Annotated in this window: 16 protein-coding genes; 6 read left to right on the top strand and 10 right to left on the bottom strand. The window is 63.2% G+C overall.

Annotated elements, in window-relative coordinates; translation table 11 throughout:
• Nucleotides 1-22: 22 nt before the first annotated feature.
• The gene (locus RWT78_RS22925) at nt 23-649 is read right to left on the bottom strand and encodes a TetR/AcrR family transcriptional regulator (protein WP_030536574.1); all 627 of its coding nucleotides are present in this window, start codon (nt 647-649) and stop codon (nt 23-25) included.
• A gap of 89 nt (nt 650-738) precedes the next feature.
• Between RWT78_RS22925 and RWT78_RS22920 the strand changes: the two genes are divergently transcribed.
• Nucleotides 739-1200, top strand: a complete 462-nt coding sequence (locus RWT78_RS22920) for an SRPBCC family protein (RefSeq protein ID WP_003940411.1) — start codon at nt 739-741, stop codon at nt 1198-1200.
• Nucleotides 1201-1202: 2 nt separating this feature from the next.
• On the opposite strand, the gene RWT78_RS22915 is transcribed toward RWT78_RS22920, so the two are convergent.
• The 3 genes from RWT78_RS22915 to RWT78_RS22905 all read right to left on the bottom strand — a co-directional run bounded on the left by RWT78_RS22915 (nt 1203) and on the right by RWT78_RS22905 (nt 3928).
• Entirely contained in the window at nt 1203-1850 is a 648-nt protein-coding gene (locus RWT78_RS22915) for a TetR/AcrR family transcriptional regulator (protein WP_007730038.1), read from the bottom strand.
• A 97-nt stretch (nt 1851-1947) separates the two neighbouring features.
• Nucleotides 1948-2709 (bottom strand): SDR family NAD(P)-dependent oxidoreductase, encoded by a 762-nt coding sequence (locus RWT78_RS22910; RefSeq protein ID WP_003939707.1) that lies wholly within the window; start codon nt 2707-2709, stop codon nt 1948-1950.
• 73 nt (nt 2710-2782) lie between these two features.
• On the bottom strand, nt 2783-3928 hold the full coding sequence (locus RWT78_RS22905; protein WP_007730036.1) for an acyl-CoA dehydrogenase family protein: 1146 nt from the start codon (nt 3926-3928) through the stop codon (nt 2783-2785).
• Nucleotides 3929-4068: 140 nt separating this feature from the next.
• Here RWT78_RS22905 and RWT78_RS22900 point away from each other — a divergent pair, with 140 nt between their 5' ends.
• Both RWT78_RS22900 and RWT78_RS22895 read left to right on the top strand, forming a co-directional pair.
• Nucleotides 4069-4668 (top strand): TetR/AcrR family transcriptional regulator, encoded by a 600-nt coding sequence (locus RWT78_RS22900; protein ID WP_314681064.1) that lies wholly within the window; start codon nt 4069-4071, stop codon nt 4666-4668.
• A gap of 35 nt (nt 4669-4703) precedes the next feature.
• On the top strand, nt 4704-5282 hold the full coding sequence (locus RWT78_RS22895; RefSeq protein ID WP_064073902.1) for a hypothetical protein: 579 nt from the start codon (nt 4704-4706) through the stop codon (nt 5280-5282).
• 7 nt (nt 5283-5289) lie between these two features.
• Here the strand turns inward: RWT78_RS22895 and RWT78_RS22890 are convergent, their stop codons facing one another.
• Both RWT78_RS22890 and RWT78_RS22885 read right to left on the bottom strand, forming a co-directional pair.
• Nucleotides 5290-6531, bottom strand: a complete 1242-nt coding sequence (locus RWT78_RS22890) for an RNA polymerase sigma factor (protein ID WP_314681059.1) — start codon at nt 6529-6531, stop codon at nt 5290-5292.
• Between the two features lie 6 nt (nt 6532-6537).
• Nucleotides 6538-6882 (bottom strand): YciI family protein, encoded by a 345-nt coding sequence (locus RWT78_RS22885; RefSeq protein ID WP_003939718.1) that lies wholly within the window; start codon nt 6880-6882, stop codon nt 6538-6540.
• Between the two features lie 140 nt (nt 6883-7022).
• On the opposite strand from RWT78_RS22885, the gene RWT78_RS22880 reads away from it, so the two are divergent.
• The gene (locus RWT78_RS22880) at nt 7023-7499 is read left to right on the top strand and encodes a DUF309 domain-containing protein (protein WP_209447989.1); all 477 of its coding nucleotides are present in this window, start codon (nt 7023-7025) and stop codon (nt 7497-7499) included.
• On the top strand, nt 7499-8137 hold the full coding sequence (locus RWT78_RS22875; RefSeq protein ID WP_003940076.1) for an LON peptidase substrate-binding domain-containing protein: 639 nt from the start codon (nt 7499-7501) through the stop codon (nt 8135-8137). The genes RWT78_RS22880 and RWT78_RS22875 overlap by 1 nt, the downstream gene beginning before the upstream one ends.
• Before the next feature lie 6 nt (nt 8138-8143).
• Here RWT78_RS22875 and RWT78_RS22870 read toward each other — a convergent pair whose 3' ends face one another.
• From RWT78_RS22870 to RWT78_RS22855, 4 genes are read right to left on the bottom strand one after another with little or no spacing between them, the layout of a single operon-like run.
• Entirely contained in the window at nt 8144-8959 is an 816-nt protein-coding gene (locus tag RWT78_RS22870; RefSeq protein ID WP_314681053.1) for a mycofactocin-coupled SDR family oxidoreductase, read from the bottom strand.
• A 58-nt stretch (nt 8960-9017) separates the two neighbouring features.
• A complete protein-coding gene (locus RWT78_RS22865) occupies nt 9018-9644 on the bottom strand; it encodes an LUD domain-containing protein (RefSeq protein WP_314681051.1) in 627 nt (208 codons plus the stop codon).
• Complete coding sequence (locus tag RWT78_RS22860) at nt 9641-11161, bottom strand: LutB/LldF family L-lactate oxidation iron-sulfur protein (RefSeq protein ID WP_314681047.1); 1521 nt, start codon at nt 11159-11161, stop codon at nt 9641-9643. The genes RWT78_RS22865 and RWT78_RS22860 overlap by 4 nt, the downstream gene beginning before the upstream one ends.
• The gene (locus RWT78_RS22855) at nt 11158-11907 is read right to left on the bottom strand and encodes a (Fe-S)-binding protein (protein ID WP_314681045.1); all 750 of its coding nucleotides are present in this window, start codon (nt 11905-11907) and stop codon (nt 11158-11160) included. The genes RWT78_RS22860 and RWT78_RS22855 overlap by 4 nt, the downstream gene beginning before the upstream one ends.
• 98 nt (nt 11908-12005) lie before the next feature.
• Here RWT78_RS22855 and RWT78_RS22850 point away from each other — a divergent pair, with 98 nt between their 5' ends.
• A complete protein-coding gene (locus RWT78_RS22850; protein ID WP_314681042.1) occupies nt 12006-12716 on the top strand; it encodes an FCD domain-containing protein in 711 nt (236 codons plus the stop codon).
• Nucleotides 12717-12824: the final 108 nt, after the last annotated feature.

The following is a 12824-nucleotide window of genomic DNA, read 5'->3' as shown; positions in this document are numbered from 1 at the left end:
CCCATCCGCTTCGCCCCCACCGTCACTCCCCCACCCGCTTCGCCCCCACCATGCGCCTCGCTATCTCCAAATACCTCTCCACCAACTCGTCCGGAGACAACTCACCGTCCGGTCGGTACCAGACCGCGACGGCGACGCACATCGTCACCACGGCTCTGCTGGCGTCCTCGGGATGGTCGGCTTCGAACACGCCCGAGGCGACGCCGTCGAGGACGATCCGGTCCACCTGCTTCTGCTGTTCGTCGCGCTGGGCGATGTAACCAGCCCGGCTGTCGGGCTCCATGCTGCGGATCTCGGAGGAGGCGACGAACGACTGCTCGCGCCGAAACATGTGGAACCGCAACAGAGATTCGATCACCGCGTCGAAGCGATCGGAGGGATCGTCCCCGGCATCGAGTTCGGCGGCGCGGCTTCGCTCCAACAACTCCGTCATCACAACGGTCGCCAGACCGATCAGCAGAGCCTGCTTGGACGGGTAGTGGTGGTAGAGCCCCGGCACCGACAGCCCGGACCGCGACGCGACGTCACGGATCGAAGTCCCGTGATAGCCCTGCTCGACGAACGCCTCCAACGCCGCAGCGAGCGGTTTCGGTAGTCCCAGGTCTTCGTAATCGCGCCAGGACCCGCGTACCGGAAGCTCGTTCGTCATACCGATACCGTAGATCGCTCTTGCGCCGCCGCCGAACACGTCGGAGCCATTGGTTAGAGTCGGTGTTCACCGAAAGACAGGGACCAGTCATGATCCATGTTCGCCACACCGCGGTTGCTGCCGTGCCGGTTGATGTCGCCTTCGACTACATCGACAACTACCGCAATGTCCCGACGTGGATGTTCGGTGTTTCCGAGTTCACCCCGTTCGGAGAGTTCGATCAGGGACTCGGCGCCACGTTCGACGCGGCCATGCAGATCGGGCCGAGCACGTTGCGCTCCAAACTCGAGGTCACCGAGTGGGAGAAGAATCGGATCATCAAGCTGTCCTCGCTCGGCGGTGTATCCAACTCGTCCACGTGGGAGTTCGCCGCGATCGACGATTCCAAGACCGAGCTTTCCGTCGACTTCGCCTACAAACTGCCCGGCGGCATTGCCGGCAAGGCACTCGGCCGATTGATCGGGCCGTTCGTCGAAAACGCTGTCAAGAACAGCGAGGAAACACTGCGCCACAGCCTCGAGGAGCAGTTCGCGGCCCGCGGCGAAGGCTGAAACTACCCGCGGTCGCCTTCGAGTCCCAGCGCGTTGGCCCACACCTGAGTAGCCGTCTTGACGACGTCCTCGAACGGGACGGGGTTGCCGTCGGCGCCAGGTTCCTCGGAGACGAATGAACTGTAGGCAAGACGGCTCACCATCGCCGACAGTGCTCGGGAAGCCAGCAGCGGGTCCAACGAGGCGTCTGCCTTGCCAGCTGCTTGCAAGCGTTCGATGGCTCGGGCATTGCGAGAAATGAAGGTCTCGGCTCGGTCCCGACGCAGTTTCGCGAAGGCCGGATCGATGTGCGATACCTGCTCGAGCAGACCCATCAGTTTGGCGTTGCGGCGAAAAGCCGTCAGGTAGGCACGGTTGCTCGATTCGAGGACCGCATACGGATTGTCGACGTCGCGGACCCGTCCCATGCCTGGGTGCAGCATGTCTTCCTGCGCGACGTCGAGAACTGCGGCGAAGATCTGCTCTTTGTTGTCGAAGTAGGTGTAGAACGTGCCGGTGGAGCAGTTCGCTTCCTTGGTGATGTCCGTGAGACGGGCGTCGAGATACCCTGCGCGCTCGAACACCGTTCGAGCCGCTGCGACCAGAGAAGCCCTGGTACGGACGCCGCGGGCAGTCACCGGCAGGTCACGCAGAAGCTCCGTCGCAGCCATGGATGGTGGCGGACGGTCTTCCCAGTTCTCCTGAGGTTCGGCGCGAGAGGTCACCAGCTACTTATACGGCAAAGCCGGCGACATCTCGGCATCGGCGTCAGGTGATGGTGATTCCTCCGTCGACGGCGATGGTCTGACCGGTGACGTATCCGCCGGCCTCGGACGCGAGCCACACCATGGTGGCCGCGAGCTCTTCAGGATCGCCCATGCGGCCGAGGATCAGGCGCGGAGCCATCGCGTCCAAGTAACCGTCGTTGTATTGGTCTGTCATTTCCGACTTGAAGAAGCCGGGCGCGATCGCGTTGACGCGAATGCCCTTGCGCGTTCCCCACTGCTGTGCGAGGTCGCGGGTCAATCCGACGACGCCTGCCTTGCTCGCCGCATAGGCGGCCTGCGGGAGTCCGGCGGTCGTCAATCCGAGAATGCTCGAGATGTTGACGATGGAGCTGCCCGGGAGCATGACGCGGCCGCAGGCCTGCGCTGCCCAGTAGGACCCATTGAGGTTGATGTCGATGACGGCGCGGAACTGGTCCGGGGTCTCGCGGGTCGCCGGAACGGCAGTTCCGACGCCGGCATTGTTGACCAGCACGTCCACGCGGCCGAACTTCTCCATCGCGGCGTCGACCATGTTCTGAGCCTGAGCCGGATCGACGATGTCGGTGGCCACGCACAATGCTTCGCGGCCTGCGTCACGCACGAGCTTGGCCGTGTCTTCGAGCTTGTCGACGCGGCGAGCAGCGAGGACGACGTCCGCGCCGGCCTCTGCTGCGGCTTTCGCAAACGCCACCCCGAGGCCCGACGACGCACCGGTCACGATGACCACTCGATCGGTCAGAGAGAACTTGTCGAGAACAGACATGCGCGGTGATGCTCCTGTGTCGTCGGGTTCGGGAAGTGGCGGTTGCAGTGACGTATCGACTGCAGTTGCGAAATTACAGGCCGAGATCGCGGCCGATGAGTTCCTTCATGATCTCGTTGGATCCGGCCCAGATCTTGGTGACGCGGGCGTCCATCCACGCGCGAGCGGCGCGGTACTCGGTCATGAAGCCGTAGCCACCGTGCAACTGAACGCAGTGATCGAGGACCTCGTTCTGCACCTGCGCGGTCCACCACTTAGCCTTCGCGGCGTCGATGGCGGTCAGCTCGCCGGCAGCGTGTGCCGCGACGCAGTTGTCGACGTAGGCCTGGGTGACCTCGATGCGGGTGACGAGATCCGCGAGAAGGAATTTGTTCCACTGCAACGAGCCGATCGGCTGACCGAAAGCCTTGCGGTCCTTGGCATATTGCAGCGTCTCTTCGAGGATCGGAGCGGCGTGCGCGATGTTGGACACCGCAGCGCCGACGCGCTCCTGCGGCAGCATTTCCATCATGTGGATGAAGCCGCGGTCGATCTCACCGATGATGTTGGTGGACGGCACGCGAACGTTCTCGAAGAACAGTTCGGCGGTATCGGACTCGTGCTGGCCGACCTTGTCGAGCTTGCGTCCGCGCTCGAAGCCTTCCATGCCGGTCTCGACGGCAAAGAGGGTGATGCCCTTGGACTTCTTCTCGGGACTGGTCCGAGCCGCCACGATCACTAGGTCGGCGTTGTAGCCGTTGGTGATGAAGGTCTTGGAGCCGTTGATGATCCAGTCGTCGCCGTCCTTGACCGCAGTGGTCTTGAGCGAGGCGAGGTCGGATCCACCGGAAGGCTCGGTCATGCCGATGGCCGTCAGCATCTCACCGGTGCAGAACTTGGGCAGCCAACGCTGCTTCTGCTCTTCGGTGGTGAGCTGAACGAGGTAGGGAGCAACGACGTCGGCGTGAATGCCGAAGCTCGAGGCAACAGCTGCACTGGCGCGCGAGAGCTCTTCGGCCAGAACCGCGTTGAAGCGGTAGTCGCCGGCTTCGCTTCCGCCGTACGCCTCCGGAACCTCGAGTCCGAGGAAGCCGTTGCGTCCCGCTTCGAGCCAGATTTCACGATCGATGAAGCGCTGGTCGATCAGCTTCTCTGCGACCGGAAGGATGTTCCGGTTGACGAATTCGCGAGCAGATTCGCGAAATGCCTCGTGATCGGGTCCGTACAGAGTGCGACGCATGACGAGTTGCTTCCTTTCGGCGTGGCAAAGCCACACGTAACGATGTTCCTAAGCATTCGCTTAGAATCTAAGCACCTGCTTATAGTGAATCGAGAGCGGGATATTGTCAACATCGAAATCCGTCACACCTGGAGGAAACCGTGAGCGATTCACCTGACGTGGTGATCAGCCCCTCCAAAGCTGCGGCCCGTATCCGCGCGGCAGCCGTGGACGCTTTTGCCTCCGCGGGCTACGGCGGCACCACCACCCGTGACATCGCCGCGCGACTCGACATGAGTCCCGCCGCCATGTACCCGCACTACCGCTCGAAAGAAGAGCTGCTTTTCGCGATCAGCTTCGAAGGCCACACCGAAGCGTTGAAGGTGGTCGAGGGCGCCGACCGACCTGGTGAAGAACCGTCCGTTCGTTTGCAGGAACTGATCAGCACCTTCGCCAGTTGGCAGGCCGGGCACCACTCACTCGCTCGCGTCGTCCAGTACGAACTCACTGCCCTCACACCAGAGCACTACCGAACCCTCGTCGCTCTTCGCCGCAGCACGACGCGGGTGGTTCGGGAGGTTGTCGACGCCGGCGTCCGGTCGGGCGACTTCACGATCCCTGATGCCGAAGGCGTCACCCTCGCCCTGATGTCCCTGTGTGTCGACGTGTGCCGCTGGTTCCCGGCCGGCAATTACACGAATCCGGAAGACATTGGAAAATTGTACGGAGACCTGGCATTGAGGATGGTGGGCGCCGCCTGAATCAGGTGACACCGACCGCAGAAAGGACTCGGCCAGTGGCCAACCGCACCTATCTCTACTCGACCCCTGTTGCTCCGCATGAGAATCCGGCTGCCGCTCGCGCCCGAGGTCTCACCGGTATCTCCGAGTGGTCGTACGCGATACCGCTGGTCCCGAGGATCCTTGTGTCCGTGAATCCCTTCGCCCACCAGTCGGTCATCTGGGACGACACCCCAGACCTGATCGCGGTCACCGCGCACTGCGGTCCTGGTATCGCCCGGCTCGAAGACTTCCTCGGCCGAATCGATCACCCCGAACTCGGCACGATGGCCGGCGATGCGCTGCGTTTCCTGCGCAGCCACACCGAGCCCGACCACTACTTCGTCCTCGAGTGCGGCGAGATCTTCGACATGGACGACGAACCGTTCGCCGAACAGGGCGCGGCCCTGATGACCGGTCTGGCGGACATCGACGCCGAGATGGAGGCGGCCCTGGCCACACTCGCACCCGCCAAGCCGCGCTTCTGGGAGCGACTGTTCACGCCGACTCAGGAGAGCGTCGAGGAACCGCTACGCGAGCTCGGCCTCGGTTACTGGTCCGAGACCCTGTACTTCGATCTCGACGTCCCTCGATAGGAGCCGATCAGTCCGAGATCTCACCCAACCGACGCTCCAGGTAGGCCCGCTCCGGTTCCGTACCAACGAGTTTCAGAGCTTGTCGGTACGCGGATGCCGCTGCGTCGGTGCGCCCCAACCGAGCAAGTAGTTCGGCTCGTGCAAGGTGATACGGATGGTAGTCGGCAAGTTTGGGCTCCGCTGCCAGTTCCTCCAGCGCAGTCAGCCCGACTTCCTCGCCGTCGCGCATCGCCAACGCTACTGCCCGATTGACGGCCACGACCGGCGACGGAGTCAGCGTGAGGAGCACTCCGTAGAGAGCGCAGATCTGTGGCCAGTCGGTGCTCTCCACATCTGCGGCCTCGTCGTGCAATGCGGCGATGGCGGCCTGCACCCCGTACGGCCCCGGCGCTCCCCCGGTCAACGCGACTACGACGAGGCCGCTGCCTTCCTCGATCATCGGCTGGTCCCAACACCCGCGATCCTGGTCTTCGAGGAGCACGATCCCGCCGGCGGCGTCGGTACGGGCATCCCGACGCGCGTGGACGAGAAGCATCAATGCAAGCAACCCGGCGATCTCGCGCTCATCGGGAAGCAATGCGCGCAAGATCCTCGCCAGCCTGATCGCCTCCACCGCCAGGTCGACGCGTTGCAGATCCGGACCCGAACTCGCTGCGTACCCCTCGGTGAACACCGAGTAGATCACCTGCAGAACACCGGGCAAACGTTCCGGGAGTTCTTCGGCGCTGGGAGTGCGGAAGGGAATCCGAGCCTGACGGATTTTCTTCTTCGCGCGCACGATCCGCTGCGCCATCGTCGCCGAAGGAACGAGGAAGGCCCGAGCGACTTCGGGCGTCGTCAACCCGCCGAGGCAACGCAAGGTGAGTGCGATTCGGTCGTCCTCGGCCAGACCTGGGTGCGAGCAGGTGAAGAACAGCTGCAACCGCTCGTCGGGAAGTTCTCCGTCGACCGTGGGCGGCGCCGGGTCGGCACGATCGGCGTCCACCTGCATCACCGCCAAGCGCGCCGCATAGGCCTGATCACGACGAAGCCTGTCGACAGCTTTGCGACGCGCCGTGGTCAGCAGCCAGGCACCGGGTTTGGCGGGCACACCGTCCACGGGCCAGTGCACCAACGCAGACTCGACGGCTTCGGAGGTGACTTCTTCTGCCAGATCCAGATCACCGAAACGGCGGACAAGCGAGGCCAAGAGTCGTCCACGTTCCTCCCGGAACACTGACTCGATGGAGTTCTCGGCCTGCTCGTCCACGGCGAATCAGTCCCCGAACCCGGCCAGCGGACGCACCTCGACGCTGCCGCCGTCGCGCGCGCCGGGGCACCGCGCGGCCCAGGAAAGCGCCGCATCCAGATCGGGAACGTCGATGACGTCGTAGCCGCCGAGGATTTCACGGGTTTCAGCGAAGGGTCCGTCGGTGACGGTCTTTTCTCCGGACTGCGAGACCCGAACCGTCGTCGTAGTCGTCAGGTCGGCGAGGGCATCGCCGGACACCCAGATCCCGGCATCCTTCATTTCCTTGTCGTATTGCTGCCAGTCCTCGAACGTGCACTGGGGTTCGGTGTCTCCGCCGGGTGCGGTGTAGATGAGCAACATGTACTTCATGACTGACTCCTTGGTCTGTTGTTTTTCTTGCGGCTTTCTTGCCTTACAACATGACGACGAACGGTTCTCCCCGGAATCGACAGGCGACTCGAAAAAACTTTTGGCGAGTTCGGCCGAGGCGCTGCCGTTAGGCTGAGTGTATGACCGAACGCGACCGGGACGCCGCTGGGAAGCCCCTCAATTCGCGGCCCCGCGACGGGCTCGGCCGTCCACTGCCACGCGACGCAGCGGGCGGTGTCCCGCGCATTCCGGACGATGTACGCCTGCCACCAGACGAGTCGATCACCGAGGCGCAGCGCCTCCTCGACCACGGCATGCCTTTCCACGCACACGAGATTCTCGAAGGAACGTGGAAAGGCGCGCCGCCCGAGGAACGTGACCTGTGGCAGGGACTGGCTCAGTTGGCCGTCGGGCTCACCCATCTGCTTCGGGGCAACAACACCGGCGCCGTCTCACTCCTCGGCCAGGGTCACGACCGCATCAGGCACTACGAGGTCGAGAGTCCGCACGGCCTCGACATCCCCGGTCTACTGACGTGGTCCGAACACCTGCTCGCCGAAATCGATCGCCCCGGCGATTTCCCCGCCCCTCCGATTCCGAGGTTGAGAATCCCCTGATGCCCATCTTCCCCATGTTTCCGCTCGGCTCCGCTTTGCTACCGGGTGAGGTGTTGCCCCTGAACATCTTCGAACCTCGGTATCGCGCACTGGTCGAGAACGTTCTCGAAGCTGCCGACGGCCCACTGTTCGGAGTAGTGCTCATCGCTCGTGGCCACGAGGTCGGTGGCGGCGAATCACGTCACGACGTCGGCACTCTGGCTCGGATCGAGTCTCATGTCGCCATGGGTGCCGGGCGGTATCAGTTGTATTGCCGGACCGAAGACCGCATCCGGGTCAATCGATGGCTGCCGGACGATCCCTACCCACTTGCCGAGGTCGAATTGTGGCCTGACGAGAACAACGGAACACCAGTCACTGCTTACGAATACGACTCGCTCCTCGAGCGCATCGAGTTCATGTACGGAATGCTGGGAAAGCTCGCACTTCGGGCCGGCGAACAGACTCCGCGAATGCCCGTCCCACCGGATCCCTTGGATCCGCTGGGTTCTCGGCTGTATGCCCTCGCCAGGAGCATTCCAATGGGTGACGCCGATCGCCTGGCGATTTTGACCGCGCCAGGCGCCGACGAACGTATTCGCACACTCTCGGAGGCAGTCGAGAACACCATCGAGGTCGCGCAGTTCAATCTCCTCTGAGCGCAACTACGCCATCGTCTGACCCATGTCGATGACGATCTTCGTCCCGGTGACCGCGCGGGAGAGGTCCGTCGCGAGGTAGACGACGGCGTTGGAGATGTCCTCGACGGTGGTGCGCGGGACGGACGTGAGCGGCCACTTGTACGAGTTCATGTACTCCGGATGAGTAGTGAGCACTTTACCCACGTTGGGATCGTTACCCATCTCGGTCTCCACCGCGCCAGGGTGGATGCTGTTGACTCGAATGTCGAAGCTTCCCAATTCCGTTGCAGCAGTGCGAGCCAAACCCACGAGGCCGTGCTTGGCCGCCGAGTAGTGCGCGCAGCCGGGCGCTTCGGCGACGCCGGCAGCACTGCTCACAATCACGATGGAACCACCGTTGCCGGCTTCGATCATTGCAGGAACCGCAGCTGTCATCGTGCGCCAGACACCATTGAGATTGATGTCCACCAGCGTCGACCACTGCTCTTCAGGCATCTCCCAGAAACGGTTCCACGTAGCGATGCCCGCATTGGCAATCACGACGTCGAGGCGACCGAACTTGTCGACGCCCGACGCCACCGACGCACGCAGTGCCTCGAGGTCACGGACGTCCGCTACAGCGGTGACGATCTCGCGCCCCTCCGCTCGCACGAGACGAGCCGTTTCTTCGAGGTCGGCTTCAGTCGCGGCCGCGTAACCCACGTCTTCGGACACCGACGCGCACACGTCGACAGCGATGACGTCTGCACCTTCCTGCGCGAGTCGAATCGCGTGATTGCGTCCCTGACCCCGCGCTGCACCGGTGATGAAAACGACCTTGCCTGCCAACAGTTGTGTCATGGCCGGGACGTTAGACGCTGATGTGGCCCGCTGCCTGCGAGTTCCCGCTCGACGGGAATCAACCGTCGACGATGACGACGTGAAGATTCCTCGGACCATGGACACCTTCGACGCGCTCGAGTTCGATGTCGGAGGTCGCCGACGGGCCGCTGATCATGGTGGTGGGGCGCTCCGGTGTCAGATTCGCAATCGCCTCCGGCACTCCCACTTCCACACTGCTGCGATACACGACGCAGATGTGTGTGTCCGGTACCAGTGTCAACGCACGGCGTCCCTGCGATGGACCGGCGTCGAGGAAGATGGTGCCGGTTTCGGCGCACGCTACCTTCGAGCCGGTGACAACGGCGTCGAGGTTCTCGAGTTCAGGAGCCGGTACGTCCGGGCTGTCCACCACCAGCGTTCCGTCGAATCCGGCTACCCATGATCGGTCGAGGCCGGCGGGGATCCCCAGAGTGTGTAGTCCGTGCTCTCTCACTATTCCGGTGACGGCCTCAGCGATTTCTGTTGCAGCGCAATGGTGAACGTGCGCCTTGTAGTCCACCAGACGGTCGACGAACAAATCGATGAGTTCCTCGTCGGACATGGTTCTGCCAGTCCGGTAGTTTCGCGGTATCTCGCCTTCGCGGGCGGGCGCCAAGGTGATGGCATCAAGAATGCGTCCGAGCACCACGTCACGTGAATTCATCTGTCCGCCTTCCCGCCACGACGAGCCTCGTCCAATGCCGCGCGGCCTTCGTCGGAGTCCCACCAGGATCGGAAGGTCTGCTTGGGCGGTGCGGGAATGTCTCTGGCAGCTGTCCAACCGTTCAATGGAGGTGGCAACGTAGAGATCTTCCCTTTCCTGCCGGCCACGACGCGTCCGAGCCCGGCAGCTTTCTGAGCCAACGTCCACCGGCCCTCGGTCGACATCGCCAGAGAGGCGGCTTTCATCGCCAAAGACTCTGCTGTGACACCGGATTGCTCGACCTTCTGGTGCCGCAATTCGACGAGCAGCGAGGGTATGTCGATCTTGACCGGGCAGGCGTCGAAGCACGCACCGCACAGACTCGAGGCAAAGGGAAGCGTCGAGTTGGGATCGTCTTTGCCATGCATGCCCGCGAGCTGCGGAGTCAGCACCGCGCCGATCGGTCCCGGATAGGTCGATCCGTAGGCGTGACCGCCGGTGCGCTCGTAGACCGGGCACACGTTCAGACACGCCGAGCACCGTATGCAGCTCAGGGCTTCCCTCCCGATCTTGTCGGCAAGCGCGGCAGTCCGGCCGTTGTCGAGGAGGACCAGGTGGAACTCCTGTGGACCGTCGTCGGGCGTGACGCCGGTCCACATGGAGGTGTACGGGTTCATCCGCTCCCCCGTCGAGGACCGCGGCAGCAGTTGCAGGAAGACCTCCAGATCCTGATACGTCGGCAGAATCTTCTCGATGCCCATCACGGTGATCAGTGTTTTCGGCAGCGTCAGGCACATTCGCCCGTTGCCCTCCGACTCCACGACGGTCAGAGTGCCCGTGTCCGCGATGCCGAAATTGGCGCCGGAGACGGCGACCGGCGTCGTCATGAACTTGTGGCGCAGAAACTTTCGTGCAGCAGCGGCAAGTTCGGCCGGGTTCTCCCCGAGGTTCGGATCGACATCTGGCATCTCACGCAGGAATATCTCCCGAATCTCGGACCTGTTGCGATGGATCGCGGGAACCAGGATGTGCGACGGTTTGTCGTGGCCGAGCTGGACGATCAATTCCGCGAGATCGGTCTCGTAGGCGGTGATTCCGTGGGCTTCGAGATGCTCGTTGAGACCGATCTCCTGCGTGGCCATCGACTTGACCTTGATGACCTCGTCGGAGCCGGTGGCTTTGACAAGTTCGGCCACAATGGCGTTGGCCTCGTTGGCATCCGCCGCCCAATGCACCTGCCCACCGCGCGCGATGACTGCAGCTTCGAACTGTTCGAGCAGTTCCGGCAACCGCGCCAAGACGTCGGCCTTGATCGCCGAACCCGCATCACGCAGGTCTTCCCAATCGGGAAGCTCTCCAGTCACGTTGATGCGCTTGGCACGGATGGTGTGCGTCGCCTTGCCGATATTGCGTCGCAGTTGCGCGTTGGCCAGCTCGTGATGTGCTGCGACGGGGAATTTCTCAGTACCTCGCAGGAACCCTGCACCCTCGGGCGACCTCGGCGGGAAGCTTGGCAGACCTAGCGTCACAGCGCTCATGCGTGCACCCGGCTTTCCACCGACGCCAGAATCTCCGCGAGGTGAATGGTCTTGGCGCCCATCTGCAGTCGCGACATACCGCCGCCGATGTGCATGAGGCAGGACGAGTCTCCGGCGCTGCAGAATTCGGCGCCGGTGTCCGCAACGTGGCGAATCTTGTCCGCCAGCATGGCCGTCGAAGTCTCCGCATTCTTGATGGCGAAGGTGCCGCCGAATCCACAGCAGGAATCTGCTTCGGGAAGTTCGACCAGATCGATGTCGCGGACGTTGCGCAGCAACTGAAGTGGCTTGTCCCCTACCCTCAGCATCCGCAGTGAGTGACAGGTCGGGTGATAGGTGACCCGGTGCGGGAAGTACGCGCCCACATCGGTGACCCCGAGAACGTTCACGAGGAATTCGGAAAGCTCGTACGTCTTTGCCTTCACGGTCTGCACCTGTCCACACAGCGACGCGGTGCCGTAGCGCTCGGCGACGATCTCGTGTTGATGACGGACCGAACCGACGCACGACCCCGATGGTGCGACAACGGCGTCGATCGACGCATCACCGAAGGTATCGGCGTAGTTCGCGACCAGCGGTAGTGCGCCCGGCTGATAGCCGGTATTTACGTGCATCTGCCCGCAGCAAGTCTGCCCGGACGGAAACACGACGTCGTGCCCGAGACGGGTGAGCAGGAGGGCGGTGGCCTTGACGGCGTCGGGAAACATCGTGTCCCCGATGCAGGTGGCGAACAGCGCTACTCGCATGTGGTTCCCCGCAATCTGTCGGTGTGGTCTGACCACAGTAATACATCCCCGTACAGGCCACCCCATAAACGGCGTCCACCCGGTTATGCTCTTGCCTCATGCCGACCGAGCCGAGCCCGCGAGCGTGGGAACAAGTACTGAGCCATCTCGAACGTCGGCTGGTTTCAGGCGAGGTGACTCCTGGCCAGCGCCTGCCGGGAGAGAGAATTCTGGCAGCAGAGTTGGGCGTCGGACGCTCATCGGTCCGAGAAGCGTTGCGGGTCATGGAAGCACTCGGCCTCCTGAAGGCGCAGACTGGATCCGGCCCGACGTCCGGCGCGATGATCGTCGCCAAACCGACCGGCGGTATGACCATGCTGATGCGGATGCAGGTTGCAGCACAGGGCTTTCCGGTATCGGACGTAGTGAAGACACGACTCGTACTCGAATCCGAGGTCATGCAGTCCCTGGCATCGCGGACCCCGACACCCGACCTCCGCGCGGCCGTCGAACTGCTCGACTCGATGGAGGACGCAGCTCTCTCGGCCGAGGAATTCTTGCTACTCGACGCACAGTTCCACGTGGCGCTCGCCGATGCGGCGGGCAATCAGGTGATCGCAGCCATGATGACCGGCCTGCGCGAGTCCATCGAGGCCTACGTTCTCGCGGGCGTCCAGATCGACAGCTGGCCGAGCACCTGCATGCGACTGCGTGACGAACACCGAGGATTGGTGGATGCGGTCAACGCGGGTGACGGCGAACTCGCACGTCAGCGCATAGTCGGACACATCCGCGGTTACTACTCGGAAAGCGCGCACTCCAGCCGGTGACAGGGGGTGGTAATTGCGCCTCCAGAAGTCGTGTACTGTTGGTTTCACACCGACGCGGGGTGGAGCAGCTCGGTAGCTCGCTGGGCTCATAACCCAGAGGTCGCAGGT

Origin of the sequence: uncultured Rhodococcus sp. (assembly GCF_963525155.1) — a bacterium.
GTDB lineage: Bacteria > Actinomycetota > Actinomycetes > Mycobacteriales > Mycobacteriaceae > Rhodococcus_F > Rhodococcus_F qingshengii.
Note: the sequence above shows the minus strand (reverse complement) of the source record. Positions and strands in the feature narration are given on the sequence as shown.

Excerpts from the sequence above, each read along its gene's own strand:
- RWT78_RS22855 (WP_314681045.1), bottom strand. The coding sequence starts at position 11,907 with ATGCGAGTAGCGCTGTTCGCCACCTGCATCGGGGACACGATGTTTCCC.
- RWT78_RS22875 (WP_003940076.1), top strand. The coding sequence starts at position 7,499 with ATGCCCATCTTCCCCATGTTTCCGCTCGGCTCCGCTTTGCTACCGGGT.
- RWT78_RS22870 (WP_314681053.1), bottom strand. The coding sequence starts at position 8,959 with ATGACACAACTGTTGGCAGGCAAGGTCGTTTTCATCACCGGTGCAGCG.
- RWT78_RS22910 (WP_003939707.1), bottom strand. The coding sequence starts at position 2,709 with ATGTCTGTTCTCGACAAGTTCTCTCTGACCGATCGAGTGGTCATCGTG.
- RWT78_RS22885 (WP_003939718.1), bottom strand. The coding sequence starts at position 6,882 with ATGAAGTACATGTTGCTCATCTACACCGCACCCGGCGGAGACACCGAA.
- RWT78_RS22925 (WP_030536574.1), bottom strand. The coding sequence starts at position 649 with ATGACGAACGAGCTTCCGGTACGCGGGTCCTGGCGCGATTACGAAGAC.
- RWT78_RS22915 (WP_007730038.1), bottom strand. The coding sequence starts at position 1,850 with ATGGCTGCGACGGAGCTTCTGCGTGACCTGCCGGTGACTGCCCGCGGC.
- RWT78_RS22865 (WP_314681051.1), bottom strand. The coding sequence starts at position 9,644 with ATGAATTCACGTGACGTGGTGCTCGGACGCATTCTTGATGCCATCACC.
- RWT78_RS22905 (WP_007730036.1), bottom strand. The coding sequence starts at position 3,928 with ATGCGTCGCACTCTGTACGGACCCGATCACGAGGCATTTCGCGAATCT.
- RWT78_RS22880 (WP_209447989.1), top strand. The coding sequence starts at position 7,023 with ATGACCGAACGCGACCGGGACGCCGCTGGGAAGCCCCTCAATTCGCGG.
- RWT78_RS22920 (WP_003940411.1), top strand. The coding sequence starts at position 739 with ATGATCCATGTTCGCCACACCGCGGTTGCTGCCGTGCCGGTTGATGTC.
- RWT78_RS22850 (WP_314681042.1), top strand. The coding sequence starts at position 12,006 with ATGCCGACCGAGCCGAGCCCGCGAGCGTGGGAACAAGTACTGAGCCAT.
- RWT78_RS22860 (WP_314681047.1), bottom strand. The coding sequence starts at position 11,161 with ATGAGCGCTGTGACGCTAGGTCTGCCAAGCTTCCCGCCGAGGTCGCCC.